Origin of the sequence: Lentzea alba (genome assembly GCF_011067745.1) — a bacterium.
In the GTDB taxonomy this organism is placed as follows: domain Bacteria; phylum Actinomycetota; class Actinomycetes; order Mycobacteriales; family Pseudonocardiaceae; genus Lentzea; species Lentzea alba.
The window spans coordinates 730040-746369 of record NZ_JAAMPJ010000001.1 but is presented as its reverse complement, the minus strand read 5'-3'; the positions used below and the strand labels follow the sequence as shown (position 1 = coordinate 746369).

The window sequence follows — 16330 nt, the reverse complement described above, 5'->3', positions numbered from 1 at the left end:
GTGCGTCGAGGTTTCCCACACCGTATGAACGCCGGGTCGGCGTGCAACTCGATCTTGTACGGAGCGCTACATCCCCGCGGTGGCGCGGCTGGCGCGCTCGTAACCGATGCGCAGATCGGTGACCACCGCCGCGGCGCCCGCGAGGTCGCCGGCCTTGAGCCGCAGGCTGAGCTCGCCGCAGGCGTTCACCACGTCGATGGCGCCGACGTGACCCGCGAGACTGGTCAGGTCGTGTGCCTGCTCCCTGGCCGTCTGGCTGTCACCGGCGGCGACGGCCGCCGCGATGGCGTCGATGTGGCGGGGCCCCGCGGTGTGGAACGCGCTGAGCACGCGCGCGGCGAGGTCGCCTGGTTCGGCGGGGCGGCCGAACCGGAGTTGGGCGAGCCGTTCGGCGATCGCCGTCTGCAGATCCTGGTCCGAAATAGCCATGTCGATTCACCCTTGCGGGGCAGCGGTTTTGCAACTTTTCGCATCTACATTACGCCGCATGGAGTACTCGGCAAGGGTGTCGCTCCGTTCACCGCGCGTCGTCCGGGCGACCGTCGTGATCGTTGTCGTGATCAACGGCATCGCGTTGCTCGGGCATGCCACGGGCCTGCGGATGCTGGCGTCGATCGTTCCCGGCGCCTCTCCGATGAGGCCTGTCGTGGCGCTGATGCTCGCGCTCTCGGGGATCGCGTTGTGGTTGATCGCGCCCGAGACGACGGGCACGGCACGGCGACGCACGGGGCAGGCACTGGGCCTGCTCGTGACGCTGGTCGGGGCGCTGGTGCTGGCCGAGTACCAGACCGGGCTGCACCTCGGTGTCGACACGCTGCTGTTCCCCGACCGGGTGGCGCAGTGGGCGGTCACCGACTTCCCCGGACGTCCGTCACCGCACACCGCGATCGCGTTCGTGCTGACCGGTCTCGCCTTGGCGTTGCTGGACATCGACGGCAGGCGTGGCCACCGGCCGGCCGCCGTCCTGGCGCCGGCCGGTGCTCTGGTGGCCGTCGTCGCGCTGCTCGGCCACGCCTATGGCCTGGTGTACCTCTCTGGTGACTCGCGAATCGGTCAGATGTCGTTCAGCACGGCGGTGAGCCACATCGCCCTGTCCGTCGGCCTGCTGGCCTGCCGTCCGAACCGGACGACGGCCAGGGTGTACCTCGGCGGTGCGGAGAGCGGAGAGGTGTTGCGCCAGTTGAGGTTGGCGATTACCGCGCTGCTCGTGCTGTTCGGCTTGCTGCTGAACGCGGTGGGCAGCAAGGACGCCGACTCCCGGAACGCGGTCATCACGGTGTCCACCGCTGCGACGGTCCTGATCCTGTACGTGGTGTTCCTGCGCGCGGGGTCCGATTTGGACAGAGCGGCTCGGACGCAGCGGAAACTGCTCGCCGAGCTGCGCGGGGAACGGGACTTCAACCGCACGGTGCTGCGGTCACTGCGCGAAGGCGTGCTCATCGCCGATCCCAGCGGGAGGGTGCTGGAAGTCAACCCCCGCTGGTGCGAGATCACCGGACATCCCAAGGAGAAAGCAGTCGGTGTCGAACCGCCGTACCCGTGGCTGCCGCTCAGCTCCGGCGCACCTGCCGCGGATGACGTGGAGGAAGACGTACTCCTGTGCCGCCACGACGGGAGTGAGATCGCCGTTCAGGTGACCACCGCGAAGGTGCGCGATGGGGAGGGGATCCGGCTGGTCGTGAGCAGCTATCGGGATCTCACCGCGCGCAACGAGGCCGAGGCTGAGCGGCGACGGGCCGCTGAGCGACTCGACCACTTCTTCGACATCTCGACGGACCTGCTGTGCATCGCGGGCACCGATGGCTACTTCAAGCACCTCAACCCCGCCTGGGAACGCGCACTCGGCTACACCGTCGAGGAACTGATGAGCAGGCCGTACCTCGACTTCATCCATCCCGATGACGTGGCGAGGACGATGGCCGAAAGCGTCCGGCAGATCGCGTTGAGCCAGAACACGGTGATGTTCGAGAACCGGTATCGCTGCCGCGACGGCTCCTACCGATGGCTCAGCTGGAACGCGGTCCCCATCGAGGGTGAGGGACTCGTCTACGCCGTGGCCCGCGACACCACGGCACAGCGTGCGGCCGACGACGCGGGCGCACGCCTGGCCGCCATCGTCAACGGCACCGACGACGCCATCATCGGCCAGACCCTCGACGGCGTCATCACCAGCTGGAACCCTGCCGCTGAACGTCAGTACGGCTACACCGCCGAGGAAACCATCGGCCGGTCCATCGAGCTGATCGTGCCCGTCAACGAACGAGAGGAGCTCGCGCGGCTCCAGCACACCGACGGCGAACAGTCGATCCGGCTGCACGACACCGTGCGAGTCCGCAAGGACGGCAGCCGGGTGCACGTGGAGGTGAGCGTGTCGCCGATTCGCGACAGCACCGGCAAGATCGTCGGCGTGTCGTCCATAGCCCGTGACGTCACCGAGCGCATCAAGGCCGAACAACGGTTCCGGCAACTCGTCCTCGCCGCGCCCGATGCGATGCTGATCGTCGACGAGCACGGCACGATCGCTCTTGTCAACGAACAGACAGAGCGCCTTTTCGGTTATGGCCGTGAGGACCTGGTCGGCCAGTCGATCGAACTGCTGATCCCGGCCCGGTTGCGGGAGACGCACGTCGGTCACCGGCAGCGCTACCTCAAGGACCCCCGCCACCGCCGGATGGGCACCGGCATCGAACTTGCCGGCCTGCGCCGTGACGGCAGCCAGATCCCGGTGGAGATCAGCCTCGCACCACTGGACACCGAACAGGGCACGATGGTCTCGGCGGCGATCCGCGACATCAGCGAACGTCGTGAGGCCGAACAGAAGCTCGCCGACGCCCGCGACAAGGCGGTGGCCGCCGCGGAGCTCAAGTCGCAGTTCGTCGCCATGGTCAGCCACGAGATCCGAACGCCGATGAACGGCGTCATCGGCCTGGCCGACCTCCTGCTGGACACCCCGCTGGCGTCCACTCAGCGACGCTACGTCGAGGCGATCCACACCTCCGGCAGGGCACTGCTGTCGATCATCAACGACATCCTGGACTTCTCCAAGATCGAAGCGGGCAAGCTCAAATTGGTTGAAACCGACTTCGAGCTGGACGAGGTCCTCGAGGAGGTCGTCCAGGCGGTAGCCCAAGCCGCCCGCGACAAGCACGTCGAAGTCGTCTGCGACTACCCGCCGAACCTGCCCACCGCACTCCGAGGCGACGACGGCCGGCTGCGCCAGGCATTGCTCAATCTCCTGGGCAACGCCGTCAAGTTCACCGAAGAGGGCAGCGTGCTGCTGCGTGCGGAACCGCTGGCAGACGACAGCTGCCAGGTCACCTTCACCGTCCTCGACACCGGCATCGGCATCGCCCCGGAGGACCTGGCTCGCCTGACCGAACCGTTCTCCCAGGCCGACGCCGCCAGTACCCGCAGGTACGGGGGCACAGGTCTCGGTCTGACGATCACCCGGCAGCTCGTGGAACTGATGGGCGGCACCCTGGAAATGACCAGCCAGCTCAAGCAGGGCAGTCGTTTCTGGTTCACGGTCGAGTTCGCGCCCCAAGAAAACCCGCTGGCCAAGCACACTCGCGTCCCGCTGCGCAACCACATGACCGGCAACCGGCTGCTCGTCGTCGATGACAACCCGACCAACCTGCACCTGATCAGCAGGCACGCCAAGGCGTGGGGCATGAACCCGACCGCGGTGTCCGACGGTCTCGCCGGCCTGGAACATCTGCGCGAGGCGGCACGCGCCAGCCGTCCGTTCGAGCTGGCCGTCGTAGACCAGCACATGCCGAACCTGGACGGCGTCGGCCTGATCCACGCCATCGCCGCTGACGCGAACATCCCGCCCGTCCAGGTCGTCCTGCTGACCTCGGGCTCGTACCACGACGACCGGCACGCCGAGAACGCGGGCGCGGCGGCCATCCTGCCGAAACCGATCGGTCCGTCGCAGCTCTACAACTGCCTGCTCGAGATCGTCACCCCGGACGCGTCGCCCCCGCCTCCGCGAGGCTCGGTGGAGACGATCACCACCGTGAGCCGCGGCCGGATCCTGCTGGCCGAGGACAACGAGATCAACCAGATGGTCGCCGTGGAAACCCTCACCAGGATGGGCTACCAGGTGGACGTGGCCCAGGACGGACACGAGGTCCTCGAACTGGCGGGCACCAAGCCGTACGTGGCGATCCTGATGGACTGTCAGATGCCCAGAATGGACGGCTACACAGCCACTGCCGAGCTGCGCAGGCGCGAGGGGGGCGGCAGGCGCATTCCGATCATCGCCATGACAGCACACGCACTAGCCGAGGACCGCCAGCGCTGTCTGGCCGCGGGCATGGACGATTACCTGACCAAACCCATCGACACCAGCAAGCTGCAGCGCGCCCTCGACGAGTGGTGCGTCGGCACCAGAGCTTGATGATGACGGCCCGGAACGGAAGATGACCGGAACGGCCACGCCGCTCGCACCGTCTGCGCCGTGTTCCGCGGAACGCTGCGGTTGGGCGGATGGGCCTCGCGCGCGGTCTGGCTGCGGTGGCGGGGCAGCCGTGCTGCAAACCTTGCAACTCCGGGTGATTGTCGTAGATGTCCTATGTAGACCGATGCGAACAGCGTGCACCCACCCTTGCAACCGAGTTGCACCTGTACTGCAACCGAACGTGCCGGCGTCAGGGGTATCCGCCGATCAAGCCCTTCGACAGGGAGCCCGATACCGCAGGGGAGATCAACAATGCGCGCATGCCGTCGCGGCTGGACGCTCGCCGCCGTACTGGTCACACTCGCCGGAGCCGTCGGCGTCGCTGGTGCCTCCGCGCAGGACACGATCCGGCCGGTGCAGGGGAAACCCGTGAAGGACCTGTACATCGTGGTGCTACCTGACCTCGTGGCCGTGCCGACGCTCGTCGCGTCGGCGCTCACCACTTTGTACGGCGGGGAGGTACGCCACGTCTGGTCGGCCGCGCTCAAGGGGTTTTCGGTGGAGATACCCGAGAACAAGGCGATACAGCTGGCCGCCGACGCCCGTGTCGCCTACGTCGAGCCCGTCGTCGAGATGGAGCTCAGTGACACCCAGACCAGCGCGACCTGGGGCCTGGACCGCACCGACCAGCGCACCCTGCCCCTGGACACCAAATACACCTATCCCGCCACCGCCAGCAACGTCACCGCCTACATCCTCGACACCGGTATCCGCACCGGCCACGCCGAGTTCGGCGGGCGGGCCCGGGTCGGGTTCGACGCGATCGGCGACGGCCGCAACGGGCAGGACTGCCAGGGCCACGGCACCCACGTCGCGGGCACCGTCGGCGGCACCACCTACGGCATGGCCAAGCAGGTCAAACTCGTCGCCGTGTGAGTCCTGAACTGCCAGGGCTCGGGGACCAGTGAGCAGATCGTGAACGGCATCAACTGGGTCACCCAGAACGTCGTCCGGCCCGCCGTGGTCAACCTCAGCCTGGGTGGTGGCGCGAACTCCGCGATCGACCAGGCCGTCCGCACCTCCATCGCCTCCGGTCTGACCTATGCCGTCGCGGCGGGTAACGGCAACGCGCAGGGTGTGGCGCAGGACGCCTGCACCGTGTCCCCGGCCCGTGTGGGCGAGGCGATCACCGTGGGTGCGGTGGACAAGACCGACACCAAGGCCTCCTTCTCCAACTACGGCACCTGCGTCGACCTGTTCGCCCCCGGCGTGTCCATCACCTCCGCCACCTACGCCTCCAACACCTCGGCCGGCGCCATGAGCGGCACCTCCATGGCCACCCCGCACGTCGCCGGCGCCGCCGCCCTGCACCTCACCACCAACCCCGCCGCCACACCGGCACAGGTGCAGGCGTCGATGACGGCCAACGCCACCACCAACCACGTCACCAACGCCACGACCGGTTCCCCGAACCGCCTGCTGTACACCGGACTCACGGCCGCTGTGCCGAAGGTGTTCAGCACAGCAACTGACGTCCCCATCCCCGGTACCGGCACCGCGCAGAGCCCGATCACCGTCGCCACCGTGAACGGCAACGCGCCCGCGACCCTGAAGGTGGGCGTGGACATCAAGCACACCGCCCGCGGTGACCTGGAACTCGACGTCATCGCCCCGGACGCCACCGTCTACCGGCTGCGCAACGCGAGCCTCGTCGACTCCACCGACAACCTCGCCGCCACCTACACCGTCAACGCGTCCGCCGAGGCCGCCGCTGGAGTCTGGAAACTGAAAGTGCAGGACACGTACCGCGCCAAGGACGCCGGCTACATCGACTCCTGGCAACTCACCTTCTAGCCCCGATGCCGTGTGGCTAAGCGTTGGTCTGGCTGCCAAGGCGCTGAAACGGACAACGGAGTTCCTGCCAGAACAGTCGGCCAGGATCATTGCTCTGCGAACAACTCCGTTGCGTGCACCACCTGTCACCACCCGTGAAGTCGTTGTGGCACAGGATCATTCGCACCAGGACATCCGCGTGTGATCAACGCCGAGATCATCACCAGCGCCGGGCGCCACCGGGAACCTTGACGACAACGACGAACGCCCAACTAAACGCCCAACTACACGGCGTGGTTCCAGACCAGTGCCCTGATCGCCTGGGATGCGGTACCTCAACGGGAGTTCCTCGCCGCGGTTCCAGTCGCCACCCGGCGGCGCTCATGATCGGTACGGCTGGCGGCGGTCGGCCTGTTTGGACGTCCTGCCTGGTGAATGGGGCGTTCAACGCCTTCCATGGCCAACGCGAACGCCATGAGAAGCAGCGGAGTGAACAGCGCGATCCACACAACCGCTGAATACCCTGTGGCACGTCAAGCCCAACGTCGCGAACGTCAGCCTTTCGGTTGAACTCGGGTCATGGTCGGTGGTGGGGGACTGGACATGTGGATGAACTGCTCAGGCAGCAGCGGGTGGCATCGTCCGCTGGATGTCGGTGAGGGCTCGCCGGCGTCATGATCGTGCTCGTCTGAGACGAGGACGCGGCAGCGGTGATTGCTGTGCGGCCTTCGAGGATCAGGTTCGCCCACTGTTCGAGGCGCTTCGGCTAGAGATCCACTACGACTGCGAAACGAGGACTGCCATGTCGAATCACCCTGACCGGAGACACGGTCGGAGCAGCAGAAAGGGCCGCGACCGAGGCGGTCGCGGCCCTTCCGAAGCAACGCTCTGCTCGTGGTGAGCAGGCCTGCGTGGTGCCCCCGGCAGGATTCGAACCTGCGCACCCGCCTCCGGAGGGCGGTGCTCTATCCCCTGAGCTACGGGGGCCGTAGCTACGTGGAAGATCCTAGCGCACGTTCGCGCCTCGTTTGACACGGACCCCGGCAGGACGGCCGAAGGTGGTGTCCGTCACCTCCGCGCCTGGTCGGGAATGCCGCCGATTGCACTCATGCGCATGTCGCTATATGTTGCTGGACATGGGCCACGGGCATGGGCACGGAACGGTGTCTGCGAGCGGGAAGCACGCCGGCAAGCTGTGGATCGCGTTCGGGATCGGCGCGGTCTTCATGGTGGTCGAGTTCGTCGTGGGGTTCGCGACGTCCTCGCTGGCCCTGATCTCCGATGCCGCGCACATGCTCACCGACGTGCTCGGTATCGGGATGGCGCTGGCCGCGATCCTCGTGGCCAAACGAGCCAAGGCCGGCAAGAACCGCACGTTCGGGTTTTACCGGGCCGAGGTGCTGGCGGCGCTCGCCAACGCGGTGTTGTTGTTCGGGGTTGCCGGGTACGTGATCTACGAGGCGGTCGGGCGGTTTCAGGACCCGCCGCAGGTGCCCGGGTGGCCGGTGCTGATCGCGGCGAGCTTGGGGTTGGTGGCGAACCTCGTCAGCTTCGGCGTGCTCAAGGAAGGCGCCAAGGACAGCATCAACGTCAAGGGTGCGTACCTGGAGGTGCTCGCTGACCTCATCGGGTCGGTGGGTGTGCTGATCTCCGCGCTGGTCACGATCACCACGGGTTGGAAGTACGCGGACCCGATCATGGGTGTGCTGATCGGTGTGTGGGTGCTGCCGCGGACGTACGGGCTGGCCAAGAACGCGTTGCACATCCTGTTCCAGCACGCGCCGGAACGCCTTGACGTCACCGAGATCCAGAAGGCTCTCACCGAACTTCCCGGTGTCACGGAGGCGCACGACCTGCACGTGTGGACGCTCACGAGCGGGATGGAGGTGGCTTCGGCGCACCTCGCGACGGCTGAGGACGCCGATCATGAGAGCGTGCTCAAGGCCGCGCAGTCGTTGCTGGCCGGCAAGTACCACATCGAGCACGCGACGCTGCAGGTCGAGGGTGGCTCGTCAGCGCAGCGGTGCCGGGAGCTTTCGTGGTGAGGCGGGCAGGTCGCGGATGACGTCCTTGGTGGACGGGGCGCCGGTCCGTGACGGAACAACTGGTTTGCGGGGTGGTGGCACGGCGGCCCAGACGCGGCCTCGCTCGAACGGCACCACAACAGCCTCCCAGTCACCGCAGATGAATGCCAAGATCTCATCGAAGTATGTCTGAAGGGGATAGATCCTTTCAGGTGAATGAGAAAGGCCGCGCTCCGTGACGGAACGCGGCCTTTCCGGTGTGTACGAGATCAGTTGGTCACTACAGAGCAGTGCACTGTCCTGCCTTCGGCCCCTTCACGTCGTTCGCGAAGCCGTTGTTCGACGGCTCCGGGTTGTTGCCCGTGCAGGACAGCGGGCCGCCGACGGTCGAGAAGGCCACGACGGACCTGGTCTTGTTCGACGTCAGTGACACAGGGCCACCGACCGAGGTGTTCTCCACGGCGGCTTCCGTCGACGAACCGTGGACCGTCACCGGGCCGCCCACGCGCGTGCCCACGAGCACCACGGAGGCCGCGTCCGCCGCGGAGAGCGGGCCCTTGATCTCGCCGCCGAAGACGTACAGCGTCGCGCCGCGGGCGACGGTCACCGGACCGTTGATAGTGGCACCGTCCACATAGGTCACGCCCTTCACCTGCAGCGGGCCGTTGACCGTGCCCGTCACGGTGGTGGTGGGCGCCGGCAGCGGCTTCGACAGCAGCTCGAACTCCGCCAGCGCGACGTCCTCCGAGAACTCCACCCGGTAGAAGTTGTAGCGGCCCGGCGAGGCGATCTTGAACGACCGGGTGTACTGCTGCCACTGGAAGTTCTCACCGGAGCGCTTGTCGACGGTCGCCCACGTCTTGCCGTCGTAGGAGGCCTTCAGCTCCCACGACGACGGGGACTTGCCCGTCTTCGCGTTGGTCAGCGTGTAGAACTCCGCCTTCTCCTTGGCGTCCGCCGCCTTGAAGTCGAACGAACGAACCACAGCGGACGTCGTGGAGTTGTTGTCCACGAGCGCACCGACACCTACCCCGGCCGAGACATCACGCAGCGGCGTCGGAACCGCGTCGCCCTTGGTGATCGAGTCCGGCACGTCGTTCACGCCCGTGCCCCACGCCGACGGCTGGGGGCCCATGTCGAAGTCGATCGTGGCACCGGCCGCGAGCACGTCGTGCGGCAGCGACGTCTTGTTCCACGTCTTGCCGTTGACCTTCACGCCCTGCACGTAGATGTTCTTCGCGCTGTTCTTCGGTGCGTTGATGACGAGCTTCTTGCCGTTCTCCAGCGACACCGTCGCCTTCTTGAACAGCGGCGAACCGATCGCGTAGGCCGGCTTGCCCATCTGCAGCGGGTAGAAGCCCAGCGACGAGAACAGGAACCACGCGGACATCTCGCCGTTGTCCTCGTCACCGGCGTAGCCCTGGCCCTGCTCCGAGCCCACGTACAGGCGCGACAGGATCTCGCGCACCTTCTCCTGGGTGCCCGAGGGCTTGCCCGCGTAGTTGTACATGTAGGCGATGTGGTGCGACGGCTGGTTGGAGTGGCCGTACTGGCCCATCCGCACGTCCCGCGCCTCGACCATCTCGTGGATCACGCCGCCGTAGCCGCCGGGGAACTTCGCGGTCTCCGGCGTCGTGAAGAACGAGTCGAGCTTGGCGGCCAGCTTGTCCCGCCCGCCGTACAGGTTCGCGAGGCCCTGTCCGTCGTGCGGCACCGTGAACGCCATGTTCCAGCCGTTCGTCTCGGTGTAGTCGTAGCGCCAGTCCTGCGGGTTGTACTTCGCCGGGTCCTCGACGCGCCACGAGCCGTCGGTGTTGCGGCCCTGGAAGAAGCCGATCCGCTGGTCGAACGTCAGCACGTAGTTCTGGGCGCGGTTGAGGAAGTACTCGTGCTCTTCCAGGTACCGCTTCTCACCAGTCTTCTCGTGCAGCGACTTCGCCATCGACGCGATGCCGAAGTCGTTGAGGTAACCCTCGATCGCCCACGACCACGCCTCGTGTTCCATCTGGTCGTGGCCGGTCCAGCCGAGGAAGATCGACCGGTCCATGCCCTTGCGGCCGACCGCGCTGTTCGGCGGCAGCACGGACGCGTTCTTCACCGCCGCGTCGTAGGCGGCCTTGATGTCGAAGTTGTTGACGCCCTTCAAATACGCGTCCGCGAACGCCACGTCGGAGCTCGTGCCGGTCATCAGGTCCGCGTAACCGGGGGAGGACCAGCGCGACACCCAGCCGCCCTCCCGGTACTGCTCGACGAAGCCGTCGGCCATCTCGCCCGCCTTGGACGGGGTGAAGAGGCTGTAGGCGGGCCAGGTGGTGCGGTAGGTGTCCCAGAAGCCGTTGTTGACGTAGATCTTGCCGTCCACGATCTTCGCGCCGGTCTTCGTCGGCGTGTTCTCACCGACCGCCGGCGACACCGGGGACGCGTACCGCAGCTTGTCGCCGACCTTCTCGTAACCCGAGTTCGGGTACAGGTAGAGCCGGTACATGTTGGAGTACAGCGTGATCAGCTGGTCCTCGGAGGCGCCCTCCACGGAGATGATGCCGAGGATCTTGTCCCACGCGGCCTGCGCGCGGTCGCGCACGGCGTCGAAGGAGTCCGAGGGCTTGATCTCCTGGTCCAGGTTCGACTTCGCCTGGTCGACCGAGATCAACGAGGTGGCGATCCGCAGCTCGACGGTCTTGTCACCGAACGAGAAGTAGCCGCCGACGTTGTCGCGGCCGAAGCCGGAGAGCTTGCCGCTCGCCGTCACCGGCTTGTCGACCTTGCCGTAGACGAACAACCGGGTCGTGCCCGCGGACCCGATCCGCACGTCCGAGAAGCCCGTGACGACACCGTTCGCCGCGTCCAGCGTGAGGCCGCCGGAGTTGTTGACGTTGTCGAACACCAGGTTCTTCTGCGCGCCGTCGGTGAACGTGAACCGGAAGGCCGCCGCGTGGTCGGTCGGCGCGATCTCGGTCTTCAAGCCGTTCTCGAAGGTCACGCCGTAGTAGTGCGCCTTCGCGATCTCGTTGTCGTGCTTGAACGGCAGCGCCCGCAGCGCGCGGTCCTGCGTCGGGGCCTTGTCCGACGGCATCACCTGGAACGTCTGCCGGTCACCCATCCACGGGCTCGGCTCGTGCGACGCGGTGAACGCCTGCAGCGTCGGGAGGTTCTGCGCGTTGTTGCGCTGCTGGTACTCGTACAGCCAGCTCGCCGAGCCCGCGTTGGTCATCGGCGTCCAGAAGTTGAAGCCGTGCGGCACCGCGGTCGCCGGGAAGTTGTTGCCCCGGGAGAACGTGCCGTTCGAGTTCGTGCCGCGCGTGGTCAGCACGTAGTCCGACGGCTTCGCGTACTGCTTGTGCACGACATCGCCGATCTTGATGTCGTCGTACCAGGCACCGAACTCCGTCGGGCCCTTGGGGCCGTCGTAGGCGACGAGGATCCGCTTGATCGTCTTGCCGGCCGCGACCGTGCCGATCGTGGACGCCACCTTGTTCCACTGGTTGGCGTACAGGAACTTGCCCGCGCCCTGGCCCTGTGGCGACAGCACCGCGCCGTGCTGGTCGACCGCCTTGAGGTCGCTCAGATACGTCCCGTCGGAGAACGCCAGGTCCACCGACGAGTACGTGCTCGGGTAGTTCAGGTTGTCGGTCACGAAGTCCGGGAAGATCAGGTACGACAGCTCGGTGTTCGGCTTGACGGGGATGTCGACGTCGAACACCTTGTTGTAGCTGTAGCCCCGGCCCTCCGCGAGGTGCCGGCCCTGTGCCCGGAACGCCCGCACGCCCGTCCAGCCGACGCGGGACTTCGACGTGTAGCCGGTCGTCGGGCCCTTGCCGGGGGCGCTGCGCATGTTCGGCGGCGGAGGGTTGTCGGATCCGTCGGAGAGCTGCACTTCGGCCAGCTGCACGATGTTGGTGGAGCCGTTGTTGAGCGTGATGTCCAGCTTGTAGTGCGCGTACTCCTGCGGCGCCGCGATGTCGTAGATCTTGGTGTGCAGGCGCTCGGCGAACGTCTCACCGGTGCGGGTGTCGAGCACGGTCCAGTCCGTGCCGTTGGCGGAGCCCTGCAGGGTCCAGTTCTTCGGGTCGCGTCCCGGCTCGTCGTTGGCCGACGTGAGCGAGTACTTCCTGATCATCTGCGGCTGGGGGAACCGGAACGTCGCCCAGCCGGTGGTGGCGAAGACCAGCCACTTGGTGTTGATGCTGCCGTCGACGAGGTTTTCCTTCACCTCGTTGGATTCCTCGTACTCGCCGTTGGCCTGGACCTCGAGCACCTTCTCGGACACGTTGCCGGGGATGTCCGTGCCGTTCGAACCCGTCACGCCCGCCGACTTCGGTTTGCCGGCTGCATCGGTCTCGACCGTGTTCGCCCACGACGGTTGCGGTTGACCGTCCTCAAAGGACGACGAAAAGCCCACGCCTGACTCCTCTGGTGCGGCGGCCGCGTGGCCGTTGGTGACGCCGCACACCAGTGTCGCAGTGATCGCAACGCTCAACAGAGTCCTGGTTCGTCTTTGCCCCAGTTGCCTCATTGCAACCCTTCCGCCGCCTGACCTGCCCCGTTCGCGTGGGAGCGTTTCGGCAGCTGACATCGTTGTCAAGGGATCGAACGGAAACTGTCTTCGAACCTGTCCTATCAACAGTCGCGCGCGTGGACCATTGGTCAAGACCTAGACTCGATCGGTGACCGACCGCAAGCCGCCAGAGGTGGGTACACCAGCGGGCATGCGCGTGCTCAACCAACGCGCTGTACTGGATCGGTTGCGCCGTCTGGGTGCCGCCACGCGGCCGCAGATCGCCAAGGACACCGGGTTGTCCAAGCCGACGGTCGGACAGGCTCTCCTCGATCTCGAACGCCACGCGCTGGTACGTCCGATCGGCCGTACGACGTCGGGTCCGGGCCGTTCCGCCGTGGTCTACGAACCGAACCCGGCCGCGGGATACGTGCTGGGCGTCGACATCGGCCGCGAACGGATCCGGGCGGCCGTCGCCGATCTGGGCGGGTCGGTGGTGGCCCGCGTGGACGAGCGCAACCGCGCCCGGTCGGCCCCCACGCTGGTGCGCACGGTCACCGAGCTGGCGTCGCGCACCGCGGCGGACGCGGGGCTCGCTCTGGCCGACGTCGTGGTGAAGGTGATCGGCAGTCCCGGTGTCATCGACCAGCGCTCACGGGTCGTGCGGCACGCGCCGAACCTGCCGGGCTGGGAGTCCGCCGGCGTGCTGGACGGGCTGGAGACGTCGCTCGGGCCGGTCGTGGTCGTGGAGAACGACGCCAACCTGGCGGCGTTGGGGGAGCACGTCTACGGGGCGGCTCGCGACGCACGCGTGTTCGTGTGCGCGACGGTCGGAACCGGTGTGGGCATGGGGATCGTCGTGGACGGCGTGTTGTTCCGCGGCGCGCACGGGGCGGCGGGCGAGGTCGGCTTCCTGCCGTTCGGCAGGTCCACAACGGACGTCCAACGTGGACAGTTCGAGGACGCTGCCGCGGCGGAGTCCGTGGTGGCGCTGGCTCGTGAGCGCGGACTGCCGGCGCGTTCGGCTCGTGAGGTGTTCACGGCAGCGCGATCCGGTGGCGCACAAGCACTCGAAGTCGTGCGGGTGGAGGCGGAACGGCTCGCGTTCCTGGTGGCCGCGGTGTCCGCGGTGGTCGATCCTGAACTGGTCGTGCTGGGTGGCGGCGTCGGGTCGAACGTGGACCTGCTGCTGTCGCCTTTGGAGGCCGCGCTGCGGACGATGACCCCGCTGGCTCCACCGATCGTGGCCGGCGCGCTGGGTGACGGCGCGGTGCTCTCCGGAGCCCTCGCGATGGGCCTGGACGCGGCCCGTGAATTGGTCTTCGAAGTTACTCTCTGAGAGTAGTTGAGCAGACCTCACCTGGTAATTCACTCATATGTCGTATCTGTGAACGGTGATTTGTGGCTTAGCGTTACCGGCACCTCCTCCTGGAGGGTGTTGTGTCCTTCCGTTGCAAGGGGAGTCGGTAGGGGGATGCGGGGGACGTAGCCCCCTACCGGCCGTGCACTGGGCAGTGCCGCGCCCGCACCATCAGCCTGCCCAGTGCAGTCAACGGCCTAGCAGCGACACGCCACTAACGGGGCGTGGGCCGGTGCACGTTCGTCGCCGTCGACTCGCGATGAGCCGAGTCCGCGATCCACCGCCCCGGGATGGACGCGTCGACCACGCCCTGCTCAAGCCACGTGTAGTCGCCGTCCATGACCTGCTTGGCCAGCAGCACGTCGCTGTCGTCGGTGTTCGTCCACAGCTTCTCGAACAGCTCGTCGACCCGGATCCGCGCCTGCTTGGCGAACGCGTCCGCGAGCACCTGTGAGTTCGGGTTCTTGTCCTGCGCGGCCCGCACGCAGGCGGCACTGATCGCGAACAGCTCGGCGCCGATGTCCACGATCCGGCTGAGGAACCGCTGCTTGCGCTCCATCTTCCCCTGCCACCGCGACATCGCGTAGAACGTCTGCCGCGCCAGCTTGCGCGCCGACCGTTCGACGAACCGCAGGTGCTTCGCGAGCGGCCCGAACTCCGTGTAACCGGCCGGACTCTGCCCCTTGCCGACCACGAGCGTCGGCAGCCACTTGGCGTAGAACCCTCCTGCTTTCGCCGCGGCCTTCATCTTCTTCTGCCGGTCGGCGTCCGGGTCGATGATGTCGCCGGCCACCGACAGGTGCGCGTCGACGGCTTCACGGGCGATCAACAGGTGCATGATCTCCGTCGAGCCTTCGAAGATCCGGTTGATCCGGAGGTCGCGCAGGACCTGCTCGGCCGCGATGCCGCGTTCTCCGCGCGCTGCCTGGCTTTCCGCTGTTTCGTAACCGCGCCCGCCGCGCACCTGGACGAGTTCGTCGGCGACCAGCCAGGCCTTCTCGCTCGCGTAGAGCTTGGCCAGCGCGGCCTCGATGCGGATGTCGTGGCTGCCGGCGTCCGCGAGCTCGGAACTGAGGTCCAGGACGGCTTCCAGCGCGTAGGCCGTCGCGGCGATGTAGGCGATCTTCCCGGCGATGGCCTCGTGCTTGCCGACCGGGAGGCCCCACTGGATGCGTTCGGTGGACCATTCGCGGGCGATCTTGAGGCACCACTTGGCGCTGCCGGCGCAGAGGGCGGGGAGGCTGAGGCGGCCGGTGTTCAGGGTGGCCAGGGCGATCTTGAGGCCGGCGCCCTCCTTGCCGATCACGTTCTTCTTGGGCACTCGGACGTTGTGGAACCTCGTGACGCCGTTCTCCAGGCCACGCAGGCCCATGAACGCGTTGCGGTTCTCGACGGTGATGCCCTCGGCGTCGGCTTCCACGACGAACGCGGTGATCCCCCGGTCCGGCACTTGGGCCATCACGACCAGAAGGTCGGCCACGACACCGTTGGTGGTCCAGAGCTTCACGCCGTTGAGGACGTAGTCGTCACCATCGAGCACGGCCGTGGTCCCGAGTCGCGCGGGGTCACTTCCCACGTCCGGTTCGGTGAGGAGGAACGCGGTGATCTCGCCCTTGGCGCAGCGCGGCAGGAACTCCTGCTTCTGCTCCGGGCTGCCGAACATCGCGATGGGCTGCGGGACACCGATGGACTGGTGCGCGGACAGCATCGCGCCGATCGCGGGGCTGGCGCTGCCGACCAGCATGAGAGCCTTGTTGTAGTAGACCTGGGTCAGACCGATGCCGCCGTACTCGGGTTTGATCTTCATGCCGAACGCGCCGAGGTCCTTGAGGCCCTTGAGCACGTCGTCGGGGATCTGGGCGTCCCGTTCGATCACGGTGTTGTCGATCTGGGACTCGGTGAACTCGCGGAGTTTCTCCAGGAAGGCCTCGCCGCGCTCGCGGTCTTCGGCGGTGCCACTCGGATGCGGGTGGATGAGGTCGATGCGGAAGTGACCGAGGAAGAGCTCCTTGCCGAAGCTCGGTCGCTGCCAGCGGGTTTCCCGTGCTTGTTCGGCGACCTGCCTGGCCGCGCGCTCGTCGACGGTCATGGTTACCTCCGAGTAGGGGTGTGACCCACGTTACTCAGCGGTAGGCGGATGTCCACCTGCAAAACCATGGGGGGCACATTCATGGACCTGAGGTCCATGAATGTGCCCCCCATGGAGGCAATACCGG

General features: G+C 66.9%; 7 protein-coding genes, 1 tRNA gene and 1 pseudogene. 5 read left to right on the top strand and 4 right to left on the bottom strand.

What is annotated here, in order from left to right; translation table 11 throughout:
- Positions 1-66: 66 nt before the first annotated feature.
- Positions 67-429 carry an Hpt domain-containing protein gene (locus G7043_RS03575; protein ID WP_166043785.1) on the bottom strand — a complete coding sequence of 121 codons (363 nt, stop codon included), beginning with the start codon at positions 427-429 and terminating at the stop codon, positions 67-69.
- Positions 430-487: 58 nt separating this feature from the next.
- On the opposite strand from G7043_RS03575, the gene G7043_RS03570 reads away from it, so the two are divergent.
- The 3 genes and pseudogenes from G7043_RS03570 to G7043_RS48020 all read left to right on the top strand — a co-directional run bounded on the left by G7043_RS03570 (position 488) and on the right by G7043_RS48020 (position 6256).
- Positions 488-4402, top strand: a complete 3915-nt coding sequence (locus tag G7043_RS03570) for a PAS domain-containing hybrid sensor histidine kinase/response regulator (RefSeq protein ID WP_166043783.1) — start codon at positions 488-490, stop codon at positions 4400-4402.
- A 312-nt stretch (positions 4403-4714) separates the two neighbouring features.
- Positions 4715-5830 (top strand): annotated as a pseudogene (locus G7043_RS48025) (S8 family serine peptidase); the annotation flags it as partial.
- Complete coding sequence (locus G7043_RS48020; RefSeq protein WP_242641957.1) at positions 5819-6256, top strand: proprotein convertase P-domain-containing protein; 438 nt, start codon at positions 5819-5821, stop codon at positions 6254-6256. The pseudogene G7043_RS48025 and the gene G7043_RS48020, both read left to right, overlap by 12 nt.
- 891 nt (positions 6257-7147) lie before the next feature.
- On the opposite strand, the gene G7043_RS03560 is transcribed toward G7043_RS48020, so the two are convergent.
- A tRNA-Arg gene (locus tag G7043_RS03560) sits at positions 7148-7222 on the bottom strand.
- Positions 7223-7371: 149 nt separating this feature from the next.
- Between G7043_RS03560 and G7043_RS03555 the strand changes: the two genes are divergently transcribed.
- Positions 7372-8280 carry a cation diffusion facilitator family transporter gene (locus G7043_RS03555; protein WP_166043781.1) on the top strand — a complete coding sequence of 303 codons (909 nt, stop codon included), beginning with the start codon at positions 7372-7374 and terminating at the stop codon, positions 8278-8280.
- Positions 8281-8539: 259 nt separating this feature from the next.
- Here G7043_RS03555 and G7043_RS03550 read toward each other — a convergent pair whose 3' ends face one another.
- Positions 8540-12772 carry a GH92 family glycosyl hydrolase gene (locus G7043_RS03550; RefSeq protein ID WP_166043780.1) on the bottom strand — a complete coding sequence of 1411 codons (4233 nt, stop codon included), beginning with the start codon at positions 12770-12772 and terminating at the stop codon, positions 8540-8542.
- Between the two features lie 151 nt (positions 12773-12923).
- Here G7043_RS03550 and G7043_RS03545 point away from each other — a divergent pair, with 151 nt between their 5' ends.
- Positions 12924-14093, top strand: coding sequence for an ROK family transcriptional regulator (locus G7043_RS03545; RefSeq protein ID WP_166043778.1), 1170 nt, complete (start codon positions 12924-12926; stop codon positions 14091-14093).
- Positions 14094-14328: 235 nt separating this feature from the next.
- On the opposite strand, the gene G7043_RS03540 is transcribed toward G7043_RS03545, so the two are convergent.
- Positions 14329-16203, bottom strand: a complete 1875-nt coding sequence (locus G7043_RS03540) for an acyl-CoA dehydrogenase family protein (protein WP_166043776.1) — start codon at positions 16201-16203, stop codon at positions 14329-14331.
- Positions 16204-16330 lie beyond the last annotated feature (127 nt).

What these genes read in the sequence shown, in the direction of transcription:
- G7043_RS48020 (WP_242641957.1), top strand. Translation starts at nt 5,819, where the DNA reads ATGACGGCCAACGCCACCACCAACCACGTCACCAACGCCACGACCGGT.
- G7043_RS03540 (WP_166043776.1), bottom strand. Translation starts at nt 16,203, where the DNA reads ATGACCGTCGACGAGCGCGCGGCCAGGCAGGTCGCCGAACAAGCACGG.
- G7043_RS03555 (WP_166043781.1), top strand. Translation starts at nt 7,372, where the DNA reads ATGGGCCACGGGCATGGGCACGGAACGGTGTCTGCGAGCGGGAAGCAC.
- G7043_RS03570 (WP_166043783.1), top strand. Translation starts at nt 488, where the DNA reads ATGGAGTACTCGGCAAGGGTGTCGCTCCGTTCACCGCGCGTCGTCCGG.
- G7043_RS03550 (WP_166043780.1), bottom strand. Translation starts at nt 12,772, where the DNA reads ATGAGGCAACTGGGGCAAAGACGAACCAGGACTCTGTTGAGCGTTGCG.
- G7043_RS03575 (WP_166043785.1), bottom strand. Translation starts at nt 429, where the DNA reads ATGGCTATTTCGGACCAGGATCTGCAGACGGCGATCGCCGAACGGCTC.